The organism is Microbacterium lemovicicum (genome assembly GCF_003991875.1).
Lineage (GTDB): Bacteria > Actinomycetota > Actinomycetes > Actinomycetales > Microbacteriaceae > Microbacterium > Microbacterium lemovicicum.
In genome coordinates this window covers 2,699,256-2,719,178 of the sequence record NZ_CP031423.1, presented here as the reverse complement: position 1 = coordinate 2,719,178, position 19,923 = coordinate 2,699,256, and the positions used below count along the sequence as shown (strand labels likewise).

22 protein-coding genes and 2 tRNA genes are annotated in these 19,923 nt (G+C 70.2%); 12 read left to right on the top strand and 12 right to left on the bottom strand.

Going from position 1 to position 19,923, the window contains the following annotated elements:
- The first annotated feature begins 100 nt into the window (after nucleotides 1–100).
- From CVS47_RS12720 to CVS47_RS12705, 4 genes are all read left to right on the top strand, one after another.
- A complete protein-coding gene (locus tag CVS47_RS12720; protein WP_241240149.1) occupies nucleotides 101–1,219 on the top strand; it encodes a M23 family metallopeptidase in 1,119 nt (372 codons plus the stop codon).
- Nucleotides 1,220–1,284: 65 nt separating this feature from the next.
- Nucleotides 1,285–1,356 (top strand) — tRNA-Thr (locus CVS47_RS12715).
- A gap of 30 nt (nucleotides 1,357–1,386) precedes the next feature.
- Nucleotides 1,387–1,460, top strand: a tRNA-Met gene (locus CVS47_RS12710).
- Between the two features lie 197 nt (nucleotides 1,461–1,657).
- A complete protein-coding gene (locus tag CVS47_RS12705; RefSeq protein ID WP_127096410.1) occupies nucleotides 1,658–3,142 on the top strand; it encodes a ferredoxin reductase family protein in 1,485 nt (494 codons plus the stop codon).
- Nucleotides 3,143–3,156: 14 nt separating this feature from the next.
- Here CVS47_RS12705 and CVS47_RS12700 read toward each other — a convergent pair whose 3' ends face one another.
- The 3 genes from CVS47_RS12700 to CVS47_RS12690 form a co-directional block, all read right to left on the bottom strand.
- Nucleotides 3,157–3,531, bottom strand: coding sequence for a VOC family protein (locus CVS47_RS12700; protein ID WP_127096409.1), 375 nt, complete (start codon nucleotides 3,529–3,531; stop codon nucleotides 3,157–3,159).
- Nucleotides 3,532–3,683: 152 nt separating this feature from the next.
- Nucleotides 3,684–3,929: a hypothetical protein gene (locus tag CVS47_RS12695; protein ID WP_127096408.1), complete on the bottom strand. Its 246-nt coding sequence runs from the start codon at nucleotides 3,927–3,929 to the stop codon at nucleotides 3,684–3,686.
- A complete protein-coding gene (locus CVS47_RS12690; protein WP_127096407.1) occupies nucleotides 3,926–5,374 on the bottom strand; it encodes an MFS transporter in 1,449 nt (482 codons plus the stop codon). Before CVS47_RS12690 ends, CVS47_RS12695 begins: the two co-directional genes overlap by 4 nt.
- A gap of 272 nt (nucleotides 5,375–5,646) precedes the next feature.
- On the opposite strand from CVS47_RS12690, the gene CVS47_RS12685 reads away from it, so the two are divergent.
- Both CVS47_RS12685 and CVS47_RS12680 read left to right on the top strand, forming a co-directional pair.
- Complete coding sequence (locus tag CVS47_RS12685) at nucleotides 5,647–6,114, top strand: VOC family protein (protein ID WP_127096406.1); 468 nt, start codon at nucleotides 5,647–5,649, stop codon at nucleotides 6,112–6,114.
- The gene (locus CVS47_RS12680; RefSeq protein WP_127096405.1) at nucleotides 6,111–7,850 is read left to right on the top strand and encodes an MFS transporter; all 1,740 of its coding nucleotides are present in this window, start codon (nucleotides 6,111–6,113) and stop codon (nucleotides 7,848–7,850) included. The genes CVS47_RS12685 and CVS47_RS12680 overlap by 4 nt, the downstream gene beginning before the upstream one ends.
- Nucleotides 7,851–7,917: 67 nt before the next feature.
- Here CVS47_RS12680 and CVS47_RS12675 read toward each other — a convergent pair whose 3' ends face one another.
- A complete protein-coding gene (locus CVS47_RS12675) occupies nucleotides 7,918–8,646 on the bottom strand; it encodes a YoaK family protein (RefSeq protein WP_164734655.1) in 729 nt (242 codons plus the stop codon).
- Between the two features lie 165 nt (nucleotides 8,647–8,811).
- On the opposite strand from CVS47_RS12675, the gene CVS47_RS12670 reads away from it, so the two are divergent.
- Nucleotides 8,812–10,026, top strand: a complete 1,215-nt coding sequence (locus CVS47_RS12670) for a cupin domain-containing protein (protein WP_127096403.1) — start codon at nucleotides 8,812–8,814, stop codon at nucleotides 10,024–10,026.
- 109 nt (nucleotides 10,027–10,135) lie between these two features.
- Here CVS47_RS12670 and CVS47_RS12665 read toward each other — a convergent pair whose 3' ends face one another.
- Both CVS47_RS12665 and CVS47_RS12660 read right to left on the bottom strand, forming a co-directional pair.
- The gene (locus CVS47_RS12665; protein ID WP_127096402.1) at nucleotides 10,136–11,218 is read right to left on the bottom strand and encodes a methionine synthase; all 1,083 of its coding nucleotides are present in this window, start codon (nucleotides 11,216–11,218) and stop codon (nucleotides 10,136–10,138) included.
- Nucleotides 11,215–12,204, bottom strand: a complete 990-nt coding sequence (locus tag CVS47_RS12660) for a putative oxygenase MesX (RefSeq protein WP_127096401.1) — start codon at nucleotides 12,202–12,204, stop codon at nucleotides 11,215–11,217. The genes CVS47_RS12665 and CVS47_RS12660 overlap by 4 nt, the downstream gene beginning before the upstream one ends.
- A gap of 118 nt (nucleotides 12,205–12,322) precedes the next feature.
- Between CVS47_RS12660 and CVS47_RS12655 the strand changes: the two genes are divergently transcribed.
- Together CVS47_RS12655 and CVS47_RS12650 are read left to right on the top strand one after the other, a co-directional pair.
- On the top strand, nucleotides 12,323–13,264 hold the full coding sequence (locus CVS47_RS12655; RefSeq protein WP_127096400.1) for a LysR family transcriptional regulator: 942 nt from the start codon (nucleotides 12,323–12,325) through the stop codon (nucleotides 13,262–13,264).
- A 113-nt stretch (nucleotides 13,265–13,377) separates the two neighbouring features.
- The gene (locus CVS47_RS12650) at nucleotides 13,378–13,782 is read left to right on the top strand and encodes a DUF5684 domain-containing protein (RefSeq protein ID WP_127096399.1); all 405 of its coding nucleotides are present in this window, start codon (nucleotides 13,378–13,380) and stop codon (nucleotides 13,780–13,782) included.
- 6 nt (nucleotides 13,783–13,788) lie between these two features.
- Here the strand turns inward: CVS47_RS12650 and arfB are convergent, their stop codons facing one another.
- Nucleotides 13,789–14,226 carry an alternative ribosome rescue aminoacyl-tRNA hydrolase ArfB gene (gene arfB / locus CVS47_RS12645; protein WP_127096398.1) on the bottom strand — a complete coding sequence of 146 codons (438 nt, stop codon included), beginning with the start codon at nucleotides 14,224–14,226 and terminating at the stop codon, nucleotides 13,789–13,791.
- A gap of 56 nt (nucleotides 14,227–14,282) precedes the next feature.
- Between arfB and CVS47_RS12640 the strand changes: the two genes are divergently transcribed.
- Nucleotides 14,283–14,804 carry a MogA/MoaB family molybdenum cofactor biosynthesis protein gene (locus CVS47_RS12640; RefSeq protein ID WP_127096397.1) on the top strand — a complete coding sequence of 174 codons (522 nt, stop codon included), beginning with the start codon at nucleotides 14,283–14,285 and terminating at the stop codon, nucleotides 14,802–14,804.
- Between the two features lie 73 nt (nucleotides 14,805–14,877).
- Here the strand turns inward: CVS47_RS12640 and CVS47_RS12635 are convergent, their stop codons facing one another.
- Nucleotides 14,878–15,555 carry a DUF6766 family protein gene (locus tag CVS47_RS12635; protein ID WP_127096396.1) on the bottom strand — a complete coding sequence of 226 codons (678 nt, stop codon included), beginning with the start codon at nucleotides 15,553–15,555 and terminating at the stop codon, nucleotides 14,878–14,880.
- A 273-nt stretch (nucleotides 15,556–15,828) separates the two neighbouring features.
- Between CVS47_RS12635 and CVS47_RS12630 the strand changes: the two genes are divergently transcribed.
- Nucleotides 15,829–16,260 (top strand): molybdenum cofactor biosynthesis protein MoaE, encoded by a 432-nt coding sequence (locus tag CVS47_RS12630; protein ID WP_127096395.1) that lies wholly within the window; start codon nucleotides 15,829–15,831, stop codon nucleotides 16,258–16,260.
- 53 nt (nucleotides 16,261–16,313) lie between these two features.
- On the opposite strand, the gene CVS47_RS12625 is transcribed toward CVS47_RS12630, so the two are convergent.
- From CVS47_RS12625 to CVS47_RS12610, 4 genes are read right to left on the bottom strand one after another with little or no spacing between them, the layout of a single operon-like run.
- Nucleotides 16,314–16,547: a MoaD/ThiS family protein gene (locus tag CVS47_RS12625; protein WP_127096394.1), complete on the bottom strand. Its 234-nt coding sequence runs from the start codon at nucleotides 16,545–16,547 to the stop codon at nucleotides 16,314–16,316.
- Nucleotides 16,547–17,047 carry a cyclic pyranopterin monophosphate synthase MoaC gene (gene moaC, locus CVS47_RS12620; RefSeq protein WP_127096393.1) on the bottom strand — a complete coding sequence of 167 codons (501 nt, stop codon included), beginning with the start codon at nucleotides 17,045–17,047 and terminating at the stop codon, nucleotides 16,547–16,549. The genes CVS47_RS12625 and moaC overlap by 1 nt, the downstream gene beginning before the upstream one ends.
- Nucleotides 17,044–18,339 carry a molybdopterin molybdotransferase MoeA gene (locus CVS47_RS12615; protein WP_127096392.1) on the bottom strand — a complete coding sequence of 432 codons (1,296 nt, stop codon included), beginning with the start codon at nucleotides 18,337–18,339 and terminating at the stop codon, nucleotides 17,044–17,046. The genes moaC and CVS47_RS12615 overlap by 4 nt, the downstream gene beginning before the upstream one ends.
- The gene (locus tag CVS47_RS12610; RefSeq protein WP_127096391.1) at nucleotides 18,336–19,460 is read right to left on the bottom strand and encodes a ThiF family adenylyltransferase; all 1,125 of its coding nucleotides are present in this window, start codon (nucleotides 19,458–19,460) and stop codon (nucleotides 18,336–18,338) included. Before CVS47_RS12610 ends, CVS47_RS12615 begins: the two co-directional genes overlap by 4 nt.
- A gap of 68 nt (nucleotides 19,461–19,528) precedes the next feature.
- On the opposite strand from CVS47_RS12610, the gene CVS47_RS12605 reads away from it, so the two are divergent.
- The gene (locus tag CVS47_RS12605) at nucleotides 19,529–19,921 is read left to right on the top strand and encodes a TOBE domain-containing protein (RefSeq protein WP_127096390.1); all 393 of its coding nucleotides are present in this window, start codon (nucleotides 19,529–19,531) and stop codon (nucleotides 19,919–19,921) included.
- Nucleotides 19,922–19,923: the final 2 nt, after the last annotated feature.

The window sequence follows — 19,923 nt, the reverse complement described above, 5'->3', positions numbered from 1 at the left end:
GAATACCCCTACGGCTGAGCCCGCGGCAACGCGACGGTCTCGCCGACCTCTTTCCGCGCGGCCCGACGCGCATCAGGAGAGCCCTGTCTCTCCCTCGCCCGTGACCGAGCAGATGGATGCCGCACCGGCCGTCCTCGGCTCGATCGCCGTCGCCGCCGCTGCTCTCGCCGCCGACTCCGTCGCGTCGGGCGAGACCCCGCCGGCCGCTGCCGGCCATGCCCCGCCCGTCGCGGCAGCGCTGAGCCGTCGTGCGCGTCGCGGACAGGCGCCGGTCGTGGCATCCGAGCCGACGGCCCCCGCCGCAGAACCGACCACGGCATCCGCGACGCCCGTGTCGATCACGGACGCGATCGACGACGACGCGTTCGCCGCAGCCGCCCGTGCGCTCTCCTTCACCGGCGAGACCCCGATCATCGCGCCTGCGGTCACCGAGCCCGCCGCGCTCACCGCTCCGGTCCACGTCGCGCCGCGGCGGGTTCGGCGCTCGACGAAGCGGCTGTCCGCAGCATCCTTCTCCGTCGGCGTCATGGGCATCGTCGGACTCCTGGCCGTCGGCATGACGACCCCCGTGTCGGCGGTCGCCGCCGCGACGGGCTCGAGCGACGTCGCCTCCACCTCGTACCAGGCGCCCGCCGGTGACGTCGTCTCCGCTGCCGGCGCAGGCGAGATCCAGGCCTACGTCGCGCCCGCGCAGTACCAGAACACGACGATCGACCGTCCGGGCAGCTACGACACCGCTCGCCTGGTCGACCTCGCCGGTGTCGAGGGCATCTCGAACTATTCGAACTCGGTCTTCACCAACGACGCGAACTGCCCGATCCAGTGGCCCTTCGCGACCGGCGTGACGATGAGCTACGGCTTCGGCATGCGCGACGGCACCATGCACGAGGGTGTGGACTTCACCCCGGGCGACGGCGCGCACATCCAGGCCATCGCCGAAGGCACCGTACGCATCTCCACGGACAGCGGCGGAGCCTTCGGCGTGACGATCGTCATCGACCACATCGTCGACGGGCAGCTCGTCTCCAGTCGCTACGGCCACATGCAGTACGGCTCGCGTCAGGTCGAGGTCGGCGACACCGTCGAGGTGGGGGAGTACATCGGCCGCACCGGGGACACGGGCCGCTCCTTCGGCGCCCACACCCACGTCGAGATCCTCGCGGGCGGCACCACGCCGATCGACCCGCTGCCGTGGTTCCAGCAGCACGCCACCTGCTGATCGCGTGCAAAGAGGAGGCCCGGCCTCTGGTATTCTCGTTGAGTTGCCCGGAGAGATCCGAGCACGCCCCGATAGCTCAGTGGTAGAGCACTTCCATGGTAAGGAAGGGGTCGACAGTTCAATCCTGTCTCGGGGCTCGCAGCATCCGGATCCGTCCGGTTCCACCCGGCGGGGTAGCTCAGTTGGTGAGAGCGCACGACTCATAATCGTGAGGTCGCGGGTTCAAGCCCCGCTCCCGCTACAGTGAAAAGGCCCCGGTCAGCCGGGGCTTTTCTGTCGGGTCGTTGGCGAGGAGTCGCTGGTGGCCGTCGCACCAGCATCGCCCGTGTCCGGCAGTTCTGCACGTTGTCGAGAGCGTGCGCTTCCGGCCGCACTCGTGCGCGGGATGCGACACTTGACGGAGGCTGGCGAACCTCGCCCCGGCCGGAGGGCGCCACCGTGAGCAGCAGCAAGCCGTCCACCGCCTCCGCTGTCTCGCCCGTACGGAGCTCACCCGGAAAGTCGCAGGAGGACCGCGACCGATCATCGCAACGACGACAGCGTTCCGAGGTCGCTCTTGTCGCCGCCTGCTGGGTCTCCGTCGTGATCGCGGTGATGCTGTTCCTCGGATCCGGGCAACCGGCACACGTCACCGACCTCGCCGGAGCGATCACGGCCGCCGGGATCGTGACCGGCCTCATCGGCACCGACCTCATCCTGCTCATGCTCGTGCTCGCCGCGCGCATCCCTTGGCTGGATCGCACATTCGGCCAAGATGCCACGCTGGCCCTGCACCGACGCCTCGGGAAGCCGGCGCTCTACCTGATCCTGGGACACGCTGCTCTCCTCACCGTCGGATACTCCCTCCGGGACGGTCTGTCGATCTGGCACCAGACGCTCTCGCTGTACTCCGGACGCGACATGCTCCTGGCGCTGGCCGGGATCATCCTCCTGGTGCTCGTCGTGATCACCTCGCTCGTCGCCGTACGCCGCCGGTTCGCCTATGAGGCATGGCACGCGATCCACCTGCTCAGCTACATCGCCGTCCTGGTGGCCGTGCCCCATCAGCTCTCCGCAGGGCAGGTGCTCGCTCAGAGCACCCCGCAGTTCTTCTACTGGACCTTCCTCTACGCCCTGGCATTCGGCTCCATCATCTGGTTCCGCGTTGCAGCCCCGCTGCTCGCCACGGACGAGCACACGATCAGGGTCACCGATGTGGAGACCATCGGCCCCGATGTCTTCACGATCCGCCTCTCCGGGCGCGCCCTGTCACGCCTCGGCGTGCGCGGTGGTCAGTTCGCGATCTGGCGGTTCTGGAGCCGCGGCACGTGGTGGCACGCACATCCCATCTCGTTCTCCGCGGTGCCCACGGACACCAGTGCACGCATCACCGTCCGCGCGGTGGGGGCCGGGACGAGGCGCCTTGCACGACTGCGGTCGGGAACGAGGGTGTCCATCGAGGGTCCCTATGGGATCTTCACGGATGCGGCCCGGACCGCCCCGCGACTCTCGATCGTGGCGGCCGGGATCGGTATCACGCCCGCACGCGCGTTGCTCGAGCACAGCGGAGTGCGCCCAGGCGAAGCGACCGTCATCCTGCGCGCGACCGATCGGTCCCGGAGATTTCTCTGGGACGAGGTGGAAGAACTCATCCGCGCCGGCGACGGCACGGTCTCCGAGATGATCGGCGAACGGCCGGCCGAGGTGATGACCTGGATGTCTGCCGACGCCGTCGGCCGAGGAGAGACCATCACCTCAGCACTTCCTCACCTGCTCGAATCCGATCTGTTCGTCTGCGGTCCCACTGCGTGGACCGACCTGGTCGTCCGCGATGCCCGGGCCGCGGGGCTGCCCGACCGTCGAATCCACGTGGAGAGGTTCGACTGGTCAGCACGACTGTCACCCGTGCGCGGCGATCGCGATCGTCCCCGCAATCAGCTCTGACGACGGCCGCGTGATCACGTGGCGGGGCGTGAGAACAGGTTGACGAGGTTGCCGTCAGGATCGCGGAAGAGGGTTGACCGGCTTCCCCAGGGCATCGTCGTCGGCGGCAGGGCGACGTCGTCGAGGACGTCATGGAGGCGCGCGAATTCGGCGTCGACGTCTTCGACGAGGAATTCGATGATGATCGAGTTGTTGACGGCAGGCTGTGGTGCGTTCTCCCCGAGCATGACGACCGTCGCCGTGCTTGCTATGGCCAAGGTGCCCGAGGGTGTTCGCAGTTCTGCGAACACCGGCGCGGGCCGCGTGGCCGTGATTCCGGTCACCGCCTCATAGAAGCGGGTGAGCCGGTCGACGTCGCCTGTGATGATGCGGAGTGATGTGAGGTCCATGTCTTCCTTCCCGCCGTGCCATCCGGCACGGCGTCATCATTGTGCGCGCCTCCAGCGACAACGGCTCGTGTCGGTGTTCAGGCCATAGCGTCGAGGGTCGCCACGTTCGGCGTACGGATGCTCGCGATCGGGCACGATCCAGATCAATCCGGCTAGGGGCGGGAGCCCTCGGCGATCCAGCGCTTGACGGTCGCCACCTGCGCGGCGGGCCAGGGGCCGTCGCAGGGCATGGATCCGCTCTCGAGCGCATGGACGATCGCGTCCTGGTGGGCGACGACGTCTGCGTGGTTCCACAGGTCGAAGACCTTCACCATGCTGTTCCGGTCGAGGTCACGGAAGAGCGGCTTGATGTCTGTCGAGAAGTGCAGGGAATCGGCGTGCTGGTCGGTGTCGGTCATGATCTTCTCCTCGTGCGGGGCTGACGGTGTGGAGGGGGTGACGGCTCGGGATGCTTGTTCGTGAAGGTCACCGCCACGACGGCGACGGCGACGATCATCGCTGTCGCGGAGACCAGGAACGCTGTGGAGTACCCCGCGGAGGCGCTGGCGCCGGCGGAGGTCCGAGTCGCGGCGATCGTGGCCAGCGCAGCGACGCCGAGCGCCGCTCCCACCTGCTGGCTCGTCGTCAGGAGGCTCGCGGCTGCGCCCTGGATGTCGGATGCGACGTCCGCGGTGGCGGCGATCGACACGGCGGGGAGCAGCAGCCCGATGCCGGACGCAGTCAGGATGAGCGCCGGGAGGACATTCAGCAGATAGTCGCCGGTGGACGAGACGGACACGAACCAGGTCTGTCCGGCGGCCACGAGCAGCGCGCCGATGATCGTCGTGGACTTCAGGCCGATTCTTTCGATGACCCGCCGGGCGATGAAGGATGACAGCACGACGATGGTGAGCGTGGCGGGTAGCAGGCTGACCCCGGTGAGCAGCGGGCTCAGCCCCAGCACGGTCTGCAGGTAGAGCGAGACGAAGTAGACGTAGGCGGCGAGCACGGCGCCGGCGATCAGCATGACCACGAGAGCGCCACGTCGCTGGCGCGAACGAAGCACGACTTTCGGAATCAGCGGGTCGTGCGAGCGCTTCTGGGTCACGGCGGCCACGCCGAGACCGGCGATGAAGGGGACGAGGGTGACGATGCTCGTCGGTCCGGACTGCTCCAGATTGCTGAGCGCGAAGATCACCAGCGCGATCGCCGCGGTGATCAGCACGGACGGTCCGAGATGCAGGGAGACGTGCTGCCGCGTCGCCGGTCGGGGGATGACGCGCGGCACCAGGACGACCAGCGCGATGACGATCGGGACGTTGATGATGAAGACGCTTCTCCACCCGAGGACTTCGACCAGCAATCCGCCGAGGACGATGCCTGCAGTCCCTCCGGCAGCGGTGGCCCCCTGCCAGATGCCCAGGGCTCGGATCCGCCCCGCACCGTCCGGAAACAGCAGGGTCAGAGACGACAGCGCCGCGAGGGAGATCAGGGCGCCTGCCGCACCCTGAACGAACCGCGCGGCGATGAGTGCTTCCGGGGTGGGCGCGAGGCCGCCGCCGATGGAGCCGACCCCGAACACGACCAGCCCGAGCAGCAGCATCCTCCGCTGACCGAAGAGGTCTCCCGCCCGTCCGCCGAACAGCAGGAGGGCGCCGAAAGTGAGTGCGTAGCCCGTGACGATCCACTGCAGGTCGCTGTCGGAGAAGCCGAGTCCGCCCCTGATCGACGGCAGGGCGACGTTGACGACGCTGAAGTCGAGCTGAAGCACGAACTGAGCCGCGCACACCACGATCAGGGCGAGGTTCTCCGTTCGCTGCGGGGGTGCGGCGATCGGCTCGGCATTCGGCGACGCGTTCGACATCCGTGCCTTTCGACGTGAGCGTTTACCGTGTGGAGCACAGCGTAGGAGCGTTCCACGCGGAGAACCTCAGACAAATGTCTAGGCACGAGACGGCGCGCATCTCCTACCGTTCTGTGAGGGCGTCGATCACGGCGTGAGAACGGGGGCGAAGTGGCGACACGATCCATTCCCGGCGCCGGGACCGATCCGGGGGACGATGCCGGCCGGGGGGCCGCCGTCGTACCGCTCTCGGAGACGGTCGCCGTGCAGTCCGTCTCGGCGACGGGTCCCGCATGACGGGAGCGCCCTTCGGCTCGGTCGGCAATGTCTTCTACTTCGTGGCAGACCTGGAGGCGGCGGTCGAGTGGTACGCGGCGCGGCTGCGCTGCCGGCCCGTGGTTCGTGGGGACATGCTCGTCGCCTTCGACGTCGGTGGTTCGCGGCTGACACTGCACGTCGTGGATGAGGTGAACTCCTCCGGACCCTCGGGAACGGTCCCGTACTGGACGGTGCCGGACGTCGACGCGGTGGTCGCGGAATGGACGGCCCACGGCGCGACGACCCACCGGGGGCCGAAGACGGTCTTCACCGGGGAGCGCCTCTGCCAGCTGCTGGATCCCTTCGGCAACCTCTTCGCCGTGCGAGAAGAACCGTCGGCGACGGCCGTCCGCACCCCCCATGGGGCGGAGAGCGCCACGCCCGTGGGGCCACCGACCGTCGTGGACGAGGCCGCGGCGACGCAGGCCCGGGCGGACCGATGAACGCGAAGCCAGACGCCCCCAAGCCCGCTGCCGCGAAGCCGGATGCCGCGAAGCCCGCCGCCGCGAAGCCCGTTGCCCCGAAGCCCGCTGTTTCGAAGCCCGCTGTCTCAAAGCCCGCCGCCTCGAAGCCCGGCGCCGTTTCCGCCTGGGCGCCGCTGGCCATCCCGGCGTTCCGGATGCTGTGGTTCGCGCAGCTGGGGAGCAACATCGGCACCTGGATGCAGACGGTCGGTGCGCAGTGGTACCTCGTCGATGCCGCTGCGGGCGCGACCATCATCGCCCTCGTCCAGACAGCGAGTCTGGCGCCGGCAGTGCTGTTCTCCCTCCCGGCGGGGGTGCTCGCCGATTCCCTCGATCGCCGGAAGCTGCTGATCTGGGGATCGGCGGCGAGTGCGGTGATCGCCGCGGTGCTGACGGTCATCGCCTTCCTGAACGCGCTCACTCCCTGGACGATCCTCGGCTTCACATTCCTGCTCGGCATCACCTCCACACTGACCTCACCGGCGTGGCAGGCGATCCAGCCCGAGCTCGTCCCGCGCCCGCTCATCGGGGCATCCTCCGCGCTCGGCGGCGTCACCGTGAACGGAGCGCGAGCCGTCGGCCCTGCTCTCGCCGGAGTGATGCTCTCCCTGCTCGGCGCCCCGGTCGTCTTCGGCGTCAACGCGCTCAGCTTCATCGGAGCCGTCGCCGCGCTCTGGTGGTGGCGACGGCCGCCGCAGGTCGGGCTCGATGACCGGGAACCGTTCGGCGCCGCGCTGCGCGCCGGCGTCCGCTACGTCACATCCGCCCACCTGGTGCGTCGCATCCTGCTGCGGTCGGCCCTGTTCGCCCTTCCCGCCAGCGCGCTCTGGGCGCTGCTTCCCCTGACCGCCACACGTCTGGGCCTCACCTCGAGCGGGTACGGGCTGCTTCTCGGTGCTGTCGGTGTCGGCGCCGTGCTCGGGATCTTCGTGCTGCCGCTGGCTCGGAAGAAGTACTCGGACAACGCGGTCATCGCGGTGAGCGCTCTGTTGTTCGCCGTCGGCACTGTCGCTGCGGCGTTCCTGCCCTTCGTCCCGATGCTGGTGCTGCTCGTCCTTGCCGGGGTGGCATGGATCGGCACGCTGACGGTGCTCAACGCCGCGCTCCAATTGACGCTCCCGCAGTGGGTGCGGTCGCGCGGGGCGTCGATCTACATCCTCGTCTTCATGGGGACGATGGCCGTCGGCTCGTTCGGCTGGGGTGCCCTGGCCGGGGCCGTGGGCACGGAGACATCGCTGGCCGCAGCCGCGGCCCTGCTCGTCATCATCGCCACGAGTGTGACGTGGTGGCCGCTTCTGCCCGGCACCAGCACGGTCGACCGCACCGTCTCCATGTCGTGGCCCACGCCCACCCTGGTTCTCGATCCCGACCCGACGGACGGCCCCGTCCTGGTGCAGATCGCCTACATCGTGCACCCCGATGACATCGACCCGTTCCGCGCATCGATGCGGCTCGTCGAGAGCTCTCGGCGGCGCACCGGCGGGTACAGATGGACCCTGCTCCGCAGCGGCGAGGAGGAGGACGTGCTGCTCGAGTCCTTCATGGTGCCCTCCTGGGGCGAGTACCGCCGGCAGCAGACTCAGAGACTGACCGGCCGCGATCGCGAGCTACAGGCGGCCGCCCGGGCCCACACCGATGGCGAACCCCGCGAACGGCATTACTTCCCCGAGCCGGCGCTTCGCAGGAGTGCCGGACGCCCACACGATCGCCGGTGACCGCCGGCCTCCGTGCGGATCGACGCGCGTGTCGCGGCGGACCGGCGCGTCACGCGGACACCGATCCTCAGGGCGTCGGAGCGTTCTGAGCCGGGTCGACCGGGCCGCGACGCGTCGCGGCGACACCGGCCAGCACGGCCAGCACGGCGGCAGCGGCCACGAGCGAGCCGCTGGTCCAGACCGGATCCACCGCGCAGCCGGCCGCTCCACCGGCCGCGAAACCCAGGAGGATCAGCAGGAACCCACCTGCCGGTCGCAGGTGCGGCTGGCCGTCCGACGCGATCTTCGCACCGATGGCGCGCCCCAGGAGGCTTCCCGCCATCTGCACCACGAGCGTCACAGCGACATTTCCGTACAGCATCCCCGTCTCCCGGTGGAAGGCGTTCCCCTGCATTCCCGCGAGGAAGCTGATGCTCCATGCGATCCACCACGGGTCGACGGCGCCGACCGTCGCGACGGCGGCCAGCACCATGAGCAGGACCGTCTCGCAGGCGAGGACGACCAAGGAGTACGCCCGGCCACTACGAGCCAGCCAGAGGATCAGGATGCTGCACACGCACGCGCCCGCGAAGAACGCCAGGACGGAGATCGCGGCGATGCCGACACGTCCCATGTCGCCGGCGACCACGAAGTAGCCGATCGAGACGATGTTGCCGGACTGAACGGTCGCGAACGTCTGCGTGTGCCCGAACGTCCACGCGTTCAAGAGTCCGGCGGCGACCGCCAGCGCGATGGCGGCCGAAGGGCGTTCGAGAAGCGGATACCGCCTTCGTTCTGTCGAGACTGTCGAGGTCATCGGGCGCTCCTCCGCGTCGATCGAAAGGGTCGGATGACCCATCACACCCGTCGCGGCGCCTCCGTGACCACGACATGTGTCGAGACATGTGAGACAGCGGCAGCACAAACCCGCGGAGAGGGCGTTGAATGCTGGCCAGAAGGTGTCGACGATCGAGGAGTAGCCATGGAATCCACCGGCAGCACGAGTCCGAACCACGAGACGGCGTCGTTCGGGAACCCCGACCTTCCTGCGGAGGGTGAGATCAACACTGTCGATCACCCCGGGAGCACGACGATGACCGGGCCGCAGAACACGGTGATCGAAAGCCAGTTCCCCAATCAGATCGACGCGCCCGCGACGGACATCAGCACGCAGGCCTTCTTCTGGTCCTCGTTCAACATCTCCCCCCGGAGGGTGCAGAAGGGCGGCTGGGCGCGGGAGCTCACCAAGCAGGACTTCGCGATCCAGGAGGAGATCGCCGGGGTGAACATGCACCTCGAGGCCGGAGGCATCCGCGAACTCCACTGGCATCAGACCGCCGAGTGGGCCGTGATGACCCGGGGGAAATGCCGTGTCACGACGCTCAGCCGTGCCGGACTCCCCAGCGTCGAGGACGTCGAAGAGGGCGATCTCTGGTTCTTCCCCGCGGGGACCCCGCACTCCCTGCAGGGTCTGGGACCTGACGGCGCGGAATTCGTCCTCGCGTTCGATGACGGCAATCAGTCCGAGAGCAACACGCTCCTGCTGACGGACTGGTTCGCCCACACGCCCCCCGAGGTGCTCGCGAAGAACTTCGGCGTCGCTCAGGACGTGTTCAGCGACATCCCGCTGCACAACCTCTGGATCTTCCCCGGCGAGGAGCCCGGCGATCTCGCGGCCGATCAGGACGCTGCGGGTGTCAGCTGGGGGGCGTCGGAGCCGGTCATCTTCCGTCTGTCCCGATCGCAGCCGCGCCATCAGAACAGCGGCGGAAGCATCCAGATCGCCGACAGCACGACCTTCCCCCTCTCGAACACGGTCGCTGCCGCCCTGGTCACCGTCGAGCCGGGGTCGATGCGGGAGCTGCACTGGCACCCCAACTCCGACGAGTGGCAGTACTACCTCCGTGGATCCGCGCGGATGACGGTCTTCAACACGGGACCCCACGCGAACACCACCGACTTCCGGCCCGGCGATGTGGGAGTCGTGAAGCGCAACTACGGCCACTACGTCGAGAACACCGGCGACGACGTCCTGCAGTTCCTCGAGGTGTTCCGCGCCCCGACGTACGAGGAGATCTCTCTCGCGAACTGGCTCGCGCACGTGCCACCGCAGCTCGTGTCAGCTCACCTGAACATCGACCCCGCCGTGCTGGCCACCTTCCCCCGCACCACCCAGGGGATCACCCCCATCCGCTGACCGAAGGTCACGACGGGTGGCGGAAGGTCCGGGGCGTCCAGCGGCTGACGACGACGCGCAGGAGACGCGGCAGCAGCGCTGATCATGGACGCCGCGTGTCACCGCGCCGTCAGGCCGCCCCGGGCAGGCGTGCGTCGGCTCCGCCGGCGAGCTCGGCGCGCAGGAGTTCGGCGCCGGCCGACAGCGCGCTCAGCTTGGCGAACGCCACGTCGCGCGGCAGCGGCGCCATGCCGCAGTTCGAGCTCGGGATGAGCTTGTCGGCATCCACGAACTCCAGGGCGCGCCGCAGCGTGCGCGCCACCTCCTCCGGCGTCTCGACGTCGTCGCTCGCCACGTCGACGGCGCCGAGCATCACCTTCTTGCCGCGGATGAGCTCGATCAGATCCATCGGCACCCGCGAGTTGTGGCTCTCGAGGGAGACGATGTCGATGGTGGAGCCCTGGAGGAGCGGGAACGTCTCCTCGTACTGCCGCCACTCCGAGCCGAGTGTCGCCTTCCAGTCGGTGTTCACCTTGATGCCGTAGCCGTAGCAGATGTGCACCGCGGTCTCGGCGCGCAGGCCCTCGGCCGCGCGCTCCAAGGCCGCGACGCCCCAGTCCTTCACCTCGTCGAAGAAGACGTTGAATGCGGGCTCGTCGAACTGGATGATGTCGACCCCCGCAGCCTCGAGCTCCTTCGCCTCCTGGTTGAGGATGGTCGCGAACTCCCAGGCCAGCTTCTCGCGGCTTCCGTAGTACCGGTCGTACAGCGTGTCGATCATGGTCATCGGCCCGGGCAGCGCCCACTTGATCGGCCGATCGGTCTGCTGACGGAGGAAGGCGGCATCCTTCACGAAGACGGGCTGCTTCCGGCTGACGGCGCCCACGACGGTCGGGACGCTGGCGTCGTAGCGATCGCGGATGCGCACCGTCTCGCGCTGCTCGAAGTCGACGCCGTCGAGGTTCTCGATGAACGTCGTGACGAAGTGCTGGCGGGTCTGCTCCCCATCGCTGATGATGTCGATGCCGCGTCGCTGCTGCTCTTGGACGGCGACGCGCAGCGCGTCCTGCCGTCCCTCGTCCAGCACGGCGCCTTCGAGCTTCCACGGCGACCACAGCACCTCGGGCTGCGCGAGCCACGCCGGCTTGGGCAGGCTGCCGACGATCGAGGTGGGGAGCAGCGCAGGCCCGCCGCGGGTCGGGGCGACGCTCATCGGACGACAGCCACGACGTCGCGAGCCCACTGGTCGAGCGTGGCCCGATGGGGATTCACGAAGTGCTGCTCGGCGTACCGCCCCTGGATGACGGCGAGCTGACTCCGCTCCTCGCGGTCGTAGTCGACCTGCGTCCGGGCGAAGTCGGCATGATCGAGAGTCGGCCGGTAGATGTCGCCGGCGGGGGAGAGGGCGTTGTAGATCTCCGGTCGGTAGATCTTCTGGAAGGTCTCCATGGTCGCGATCGTGCCGATGAGCTGCAGATCGGTGTAGTCGACGAGCAGGTCGCCGCGGAAGTAGAAGGCGAGGGGCGCGGCGCTTCCGCGCGGCATGAAGTAGCGCACCCGCAGGCCCATCTTTCCGAAGTAGTCGTCGGTGAGCGAGAACGAGTCCTGCGCGTACTCGGCGCCCAGCACGGGATGGACGAACCCGGTGCGGTGGTAGGTCCTGCTCGTCGACACGCTGATGCAGATCACGGGCGGCAGTGCGAAGAGCTCGCGGTAGGCGTCGGAGTCGAGGAAGTGCTGGAACAGCCGGCCGTGCAGATCGCCGAAGTCGTCGGGGACGACAGGATGGCCCGCGGCGGCGGCGGACGCCGGAAGGCGGATGCTGAAGTCGTAGTCGCGCAGGTACGACGAGAAGTTGTTGCCGACGATGCCCGGGCGCCGCTCGCCCGTCCGCCGGTCGACGACGGTGATCTCGAGCATCTCCACGGCGGGGAACTCCTCGTCGCCCTCGCCGTCGGTCCCGAAGCGCAGGGCGACCGAGACGATGTCGAGCTCGACGCGGTACCGGTCCCGGGCCGGGTCGACGGCGAGCTCGTTGAAGCGGTGGTCGATCATCGTGAGGGCGTTGCGGAGGTTCTGACGTCGGCCCTCCCCGCGGGCAAGGTTCGCGAAGTTCGTCGTCGCGCGCGAGCTCGAGGACGGCGTGTAGTCCTCGTCGAAGCGCGTGGTGGTGATGCGGAACGTGACGTCGGTCACCATGGTGGGCCTTCCGGATGCAGAGGCCCCGAAGGCCCGGCGAGATGGTCTCCCCATCGTGCGGGCCGCGCCGAGTCATCGGGTAATTCGCCCTCGCTATCCGATGCCATAGCATCTGCCTATGGTGCGTCGGACGAGCGGTATCACCCTCCAGCAACTCCAGTCGTTCATCGAGGTCGCCGCCGAGGGCTCCATCACGGCGGCCGCCGACCTGCTCTTCATCGCACAGCCGACCATGTCCGCGGCGATGAAAGACCTCGAGAACCGGGTCGGGCGCGCTCTGCTCCTCCGATCGGCGCGCGGTGTCACCCTCACCGCCGAGGGCGTGGAGTTCCTCGGCTACGCCCGGCAGGTGGTCGAGCAGGTCGCTCTCCTCGAGCAGCGCTACCTCGGCCGGCCGCCCTCGCGACGGCTGCTCGGGGTGTCGACGCAGCACTACTCGTTCGCGGTCGACGCGTTCGTGCGCATGGTCAAGGGCACCGAGACGGCCGACTACGAGTTCTCGCTACGGGAGACCCGCACGTGGGACATCATCGAGGACGTCCGCACCCTGCGCAGCGAGCTGGGCATCCTTTATCGCAACGACTTCAACAGGAACGTCATCGACAAGCTCCTCCGCGACTCGGGCCTCGCCTTCCACCCCCTGTTCGTCGCAGAGCCGCACATCTTCGTCTCCCGCCGCAACGCGCTGGCCTCGCGGAAGCGAGCGACACTGGACGATCTGGCCGGCCTGCCGCGCCTCACCTTCGACCAGGGGGCGAACAACTCCTTCTACTTCGCCGAGGAGATCCTCTCGACGCTCTCGAGCAGGCAGGAGATCCGCGTCTCCGATCGCGCGACGATCTTCAACCTCATGATCGGCCTCGACGGCTACACGATCTCGACGGGCATCATCAGCGACGACCTCGACCCCGAGATCGTGGCGGTGCCGCTCGACGTCGACGAGCGCATCGAGATCGGATGGATCGGCCACGCCGCCATCCCCCTCACGGAGCAGGCGCAGCGCTACCTCGACGAGGTCCGAGCGGTCGTCGCCGGCTTCGGGGTCGCGCTCATCGGCTGACAGGGGGCGCCCGCGGACCGGGCCGGCATGGTGGCGTCACGGCATCCGACGCCCGGCGACACGTGGACCTGGGTCCCGTGTCAGCGGTGCGACGCCGCCCCTAGACTCGCGGCATGCACACCGTCGCCCTCGCCCTGCCGCTCCTCGCCTCCGTTCAGAACGCCGACAATTCAGGCGCCACGACGGGTTCCTTCTTCGGTGGCCTCATCGGCTACATCCTCTTCGTCGCCGCCGTCTGGCCGTTCCTGAAGAAGGCGGGACAGCCCGGATGGGTCGCGCTCATCCCCTTCGTCGCGGCGTTCTTCATCGTTCGCGCCGCCGGCCTGTCGGCCTGGTGGGGACTGCTCCTCCTCGTGCCGATCGTCAACGTCGTCTTCGCCGTCATCGTCGCCCTGCGACTCGGCCGGGCGTTCGGGCACGGCGCGGTGTTCTCGATCTTCCTGCTGTGGCTGCTGTCGCTCATCGGCTACTTCATCATCAGCTACTCGGGCGACCGCTGGGATCGCTCGCGCATCTGATCGACCTCAGTCGGTCGGCGGGCGCCGCAGGCGCTTGACATCGGTGCGCTGCTTCTTCGACGTCAGGCGCCGCTCCTTCGACCCGCGCGTCGGCTTCGTCGCGCGGCGCGGGGGAGCGGGAGGCCGCAGGGCCTCGGCGACGAGTCCGACCAGCCGGGCACGCGCCGCCTCCCGGTTGCGCAGCTGCGCGCGGGTCTCGGATGCCGCGATCGTGAGCACTCCGTCGACGAGGCGTCCGCTCAGCCTCTCGAGCACCCGCTCGCGCTGCACCGTGGACAGTGCGGCCGACCGCGCGGCATCCCACACCAGCTCCACGCGCGAGTCCGCCGTGTTCACGCCCTGCCCGCCCGGTCCGGACGAGCGCGAGAAGCGCCATGCGAGCTCCGCCTCGGGGATCACGACCCCGGGCGTCACGCGCAGTCCGGGGCGGTGCTCGGCAGGCATGACTCCATCATGCTCGCGCTCCGAGGCAGCCGAGCGCCCGGGCCTAGGGTGAAGCCATGTCGCATCATCACGAGATCCCGCCGGCGAACCTCACGGCCACCGTCATCACCGTCTCCGACCGCACCGCGGCCGGAGAGCGCTCCGACGGCAGCGGTCCGATCGCCGTCGCGGCCCTGACCGCCGCCGGGTGGACGTGCGCCTCAGCCAGGGTCGTGCCCGACGGAGCCGACAGCGTCGAGGCGGCCGTGCGGGAGGCGCTGGCCGAAGGCGCGCGCCTCGTCGTCACCACCGGAGGCACGGGCGTCTCGCCCCGTGACCAGACGCCGGAGGGCACGCGGGGCGTGATCGACCGCGAGGTGCCCGGGATCGCCGAGGAGCTGCGTCGAGCGGATGCCGCGGTCAAGCCCACCGGCATGCTCGCGCGCGGGCTGGTCGGTGTCGTCGACCCGACCGGTGAGCATTCGGGCGCGCTCGTCGTCAACCTCCCCGGTTCGCCGAACGCGGTCGGGACGGGGATGCCGATCGTCCTCTCCGTGGCCGCGCACATCGTCGCGCAGCTCGGCGGCGGCGACCACTGACCGGCTCCCGCCGTCCGGCTCCCGCCGTCCGATCTGAGCGCCGCCGGTGCGGCGGCGCCGCAGCATCCTGTCGTCAGTCGGACTCGACGGAGCTCGTGTGGTGCGGCAGCCCGACGGGCTTCGACTCGCTCGATCCGCGCTGGCGGAGGTAGATCGAGAAGGCGACCATGGCGCCGACGGCGAGGAACTCCGACTGCCAGTTCTGCAGCGTGCGGTTCCAGAAGTCCGCAGACATGACGTAGTCGAGCCAGGTCAGCGGCGGCAGGCCGTGCTCGGCGTTCTCGTCGCTCGCGACGACGGTGCCCGCCAGCGACTGCGCGAACCACGACAGCACGAACACCGCGCCCATCACCAGCAGCAGCGAGTTCGAGTACAGCCACCGGCGCGCGCCGCCGACGCGCGCCCACGACGGCGAGTCGGCCCGCGCGTGCTCGCCGACCATCTGGTCCTCATCGGAGCCGAGGCCGGCGTCGCCGGGGATCTTCGATTCGGGAGACCCCCGTTGGATGAGCCAGATCGTCGCGAAGATGAACAGAAAGAACTGCAGGAACTCCGACTGCCAGTTCTCCGCGACGTCGACAAGGAAGTCCGACGAGGTCACGAAGTCGAGATAACCCACGGCGGGCAGTCCGTGCTGCGCGAGATCCTCGTTCATGTAGGCGAATCCGGCGAAGGACTGCCCGACGAGCGCGGCGACGAAGATGGCCAGGAACGCGACGCTCAGACCGTTGTCGCGGAAGAACCGTCGCATCTCAGCGCCCCGCCAGGGGCAGCACGATCATGATCGTCAGTCCGCCGACGATCAGCGTCATCCAGGCCCAGAACATCAGCCGCATGCCCGAACGCGCGTCGGGCTCATCTGCACTCATGCCCCTCACACTGGCCCGCACCGCTCGGGAGCGGGAAGGGGGTTGTGAGCGGGGCGCACCCTGCCCCACGTCCGTCCGCAGTCGACCTAGGCTGATCGCATGCCGACCCGCACCGCCTCCAGGCCGTCCGCCCCCGCTCCCGGAAGGGCGCGCTGATGTCCGGCGGCGTGCGGCTGGCCAGGATCAGCGACGTGGCCCTCGTCCTCGACGAGCACCTCGACGCCGTCGACGACGCGAGCTCGGGAGCGGTGACGACCTTCGTCGGCCGGGTGCGTGACCACGATCCGGATGCCGCGGGTGCCGTCGTCGCGCTGGAGTACTCCGCGCACCCCGACGCCGAGACCGCGCTGCACGCCATCGCGGAGAAGGCGTCGGCGGGCACGGCGGCCTCCGTCGCCGTCAGCCACCGCATCGGCCGGCTGGCCGTCGGCGACGCGGCGGTCGTCATCGCCGTCGCCTCGCCCCATCGCGCCGAGGCGTTCGAGGTGTGCCGGGAGGTGATCGAGCAGATCAAGCTCGCGCTGCCCGTGTGGAAGCGTCAGATCGAGGCCGACGGCACCACGGCATGGAAGGGCATCGGCGGCTGATCGCCGTCGCCTGACCGCCGGTCGGCTCGATGTGCCGGTTCCGGCGCCCGGGCTCAGCCGCCGGCGAAGGGCGGCAGGACGTCGATGACGTCGTCGGGCACCAGGGGGTGCTCGTCTCCCGTGCGCTCGCCGGCGACCAGCACGGCGCAGCGCGGCAGGATGTCGGTCAGCGCCGGGTGTTCGCGCACGAGGGCCGTGCGGAGCTCGCCGAGCGTCTTCTCCGAGCGGATCAGCTCGTCGGCGCCGACGGCCTCCCGCGCGGCGGCGAAGAAGCGGACGAGCGCCATCAGCGCGTCTCCCCGCTCGCGGAGACGTTCTCGCCGGGGCGCACCCACGGGCCCGACTTGCCGCCGGTCTTGGCGATGATGCGCACATCCTCGATCGACGTGGCCTTGTCGAGCCCCTTCACCATGTCGACGATCGCCAGCGCCGCCACCGACACGGCGGTGAGGGCCTCCATCTCGACGCCGGTGCGATCCGCGGTGCGCACCGTCGCCTCGACGGCGACGCCCGCGTCTTCGACGACGAGGTCGACCGTCGCGCCGTGCACGCCGATGACGTGCGCCAGCGGCAGGAGCGCGGGGGTCTGCTTGGCGCCCTGGATGCCCGCGATGCGCGCCACGGCGAGCACGTCGCCCTTGGGGACGGAGCCGTCGCGGAGCGCCGCGACGATGTCGGGCGCGCAGCGGACGAAGCCGCGCGCGGTGGCCGAGCGCACCGTCGGCTGCTTCTCGGTGACGTCGACCATGCGGGCGTGACCCGCGGCATCCAGATGGGTGAAGCTCATGGAATCAGCATGACATCCACGAGGTCGCCGACGGCGACGGCGGGCGCGTCGGCGGGAACGACCGCGAACGCCTCGGCGACCGCGAGACCGCCGGCGAGGTGCGAGCCCGATCCGCCGGCGGTGGCCGGTCGCACCGTCCAGCGCGCAGGGTCGGAGCGATCGATCGCCGCGGGCAGGTACTGCCGCCGGCCGGGCGGGGTGCGCCACGCGACGGCCGCCGGCAGGCGCAGCAGGTCGCGCTGACGCTGCGCGCGCCCCTGCAGTGCGAGGAGCGCCGGACGCACGAACGTCTCGAACGAGACGGCGACGCTGACCGGGTTGCCGGGGAGTCCGAAGACGAGCATGCCACCCTCGAGCACGCCGAAGCCCTGCGGCTTACCCGGCTGCATGGCGACCTTCGTGAACTGCAGCTCGCCGCCCGGACCGAACGTGTCCTTCACGACCTCGTACGCGCCCGCGCTGACGCCGCCGGAGGTGATGAGCACGTCCGCGCCGCGCGCGACCGCCTCGGCCAGCACCGCACGAAGCTCGCCGACCTCGTCGGCCACCGTGGCGCGCAGCACGACGTCGGCGCCGGCGCCCCGCACCAGTCCGTCCAGCAGCAGCGAGTTCGACTCCGGGATCTGCCCGCGCTCGAGCGCGCCGCCCGGTTCGGCCAGCTCGCTGCCCGTCGACACCACCGCCACGCGAGGGGTGTGGTGCACCGCGATGTCCGGCACGCCGGCGGCGGCGGCCGCGGCGACCTGGAAGCCGCCGAGCAGCGTGCCGGCCGAGACGATCTCGGTGCCCGCGACGGAGTCCGCGCCGCGTCGGCGCACGTGGGCGCCGGCAGCCGCAGCCGCCCGCACCTCGACGATGTCGCCGGTGCCATGCAGTCCGCCCGCGGTGTCCTCGAACGGCACGATCGCGTCCGCATCGGCCGGGACGGGGGAGCCGGTCATGATGCGCGCCGCCTCGCCGGGCGCGAGCGCCGGGTCGAGCGACGTGCCGGCCGGGAGATCGGCGACCACGCGCAGCCGGATCGGGTGATCGGATGCTGCGGCCGCGACATCCGCGGATCGCACGGCGAATCCGTCCATGGCCGAGTTGTCGAAGACCGGGATGTCGACCCGCGACACGACGGGCTCGGCCAGCGTGCGGCCGAACGCCTCGCCCAGGGGCACCCTCGTCGTCGGCAGCACGCGCACGGCGGACAGCACGACCTCGAGGTGCTGCTCGACGGTCCGGAGGGCGGAGTCGCGGGCGACGTCATGCGTCCCGTGCCCACCCGGGTGCGCGTGCGAGGCGCTCATGCGGGCACCGACGCGCCGTCGGCCGAGGCTCGGGCGTCCCATGCGCGAATGCCGCCGGCGAGCACGACCGCCTCGATCCCGTGCGCGAGCATCGCGGCCGCGGCGCGATCGGCGCGGGCGCCCACGGCGCAGACCACCAGCACCGGACCCGGCCCCGCGGCGGTCGGGTCGACCAGCACGTCGGCCAGAGGCAGGGCGACGGAGCCGGGGATCATGCCCGCGGCGGTCTCGTGCGGCTCGCGCACATCGAGTACGCGGATGCCGGCGGCAAGGGCCGCGTCGGCCTCGTCGAGCGGCATCCAGCGGGGGCGGCGCGCGGCATCCGTCTCGACGGGCGCCGGACGCGCTGCTGCCGCTGCTCCCCGGAGAGCCACCTCGGACTGGCGGCCACCGAGCGAATCGATCACGAGCACGCGACCGAGGAGCGGGCGGCCGATGCCGGCGATGAGCTTGATCGCCTCGATCGCCATGAGTCCGCCGACCTGGATGCACAGCGCGCCGAGCACGCCGACCGCTGCGCAGGTGGGGGCGTCGTCGGCGCTGCCGACCGGATACAGGTCGCTCAGGCGGACGGGGGCGTGACCCGCGGGCGGGTCGGTCCAGAAGACGGTGACCTGGGCGTCGAAGGACTGGATGGCCCCCCACACCAGGGGGATGCCCAGGTGCTCGACCGCGGCGGCGACGGCCTCGCGGGTCGAGAAGACATCCGAGCCGTCGATGACGAGATGCGCCTCGCGCAGGAGGTCGACGGCGTTGGCCGCGGTGAGGCGATCGCGCACGGTGAGCACGCGCGTCTCGGGCGACAGCTGCGCCGTGGCGCGCGCGGCGCTGTCGGTCTTGGCGGCGCCCACGTCGTCGAGCCGGTGGATGACCTGGCGCTGGAGGTTCGAGAGCTCGACGACGTCGTCGTCGATCACGGTGAGCGTGCCGACGCCGGCGGCGGCGAGGGCCAGGATGATCGGCGATCCGAGGCCGCCCGCGCCGATGACGGCGACGTGCGCGGCGGCGAGCCTGCGCTGTCCGATGTCGCCGAGCTCGGCGAGGCTGGCGTGCCGCGCGGTACGCGCGCGCTCCGCGGACGTGAGCGCGTCGACGGGCTCGACCAGCGGCGGGAACGACATGGACTCAGGCTAACGGCCGGGTCGGAGTACCGTGCTTTCTGCCGCGTGCGCGGAGATATAGTCGGGATATGTCCGCATATCGCATCTCCGACGCCGCGCGCCTGCTCGGGGTGAGTGACGACACCATCAGACGGTGGGTCGACCAGGGGGTTCTGCCGACGACGGGCTCCACGCCGACCGAGATCCCCGGAGAGGCGCTGGCGGCGCGCGCGGTCGCGCAGGCGGGAGCCGCGCCCGACCCGACCGATGTGCTCTCCAGCGCCCGCAACCGGTTCGTCGGGCTGGTGACGCGCATCCAGGCCGACACCGTGATGGCCCAGGTCGACATCCAGGCGGGTCCCCACCGCGTCGTGTCGCTCATGTCCGCCGAGGCGGTGCGCGACCTCGGGCTCGAGGTCGGCTCGCTCGCCGTCGCCGTCGTGAAGGCCACCACCGTCATCGTCGAGACCCCCCGGAGCTGACC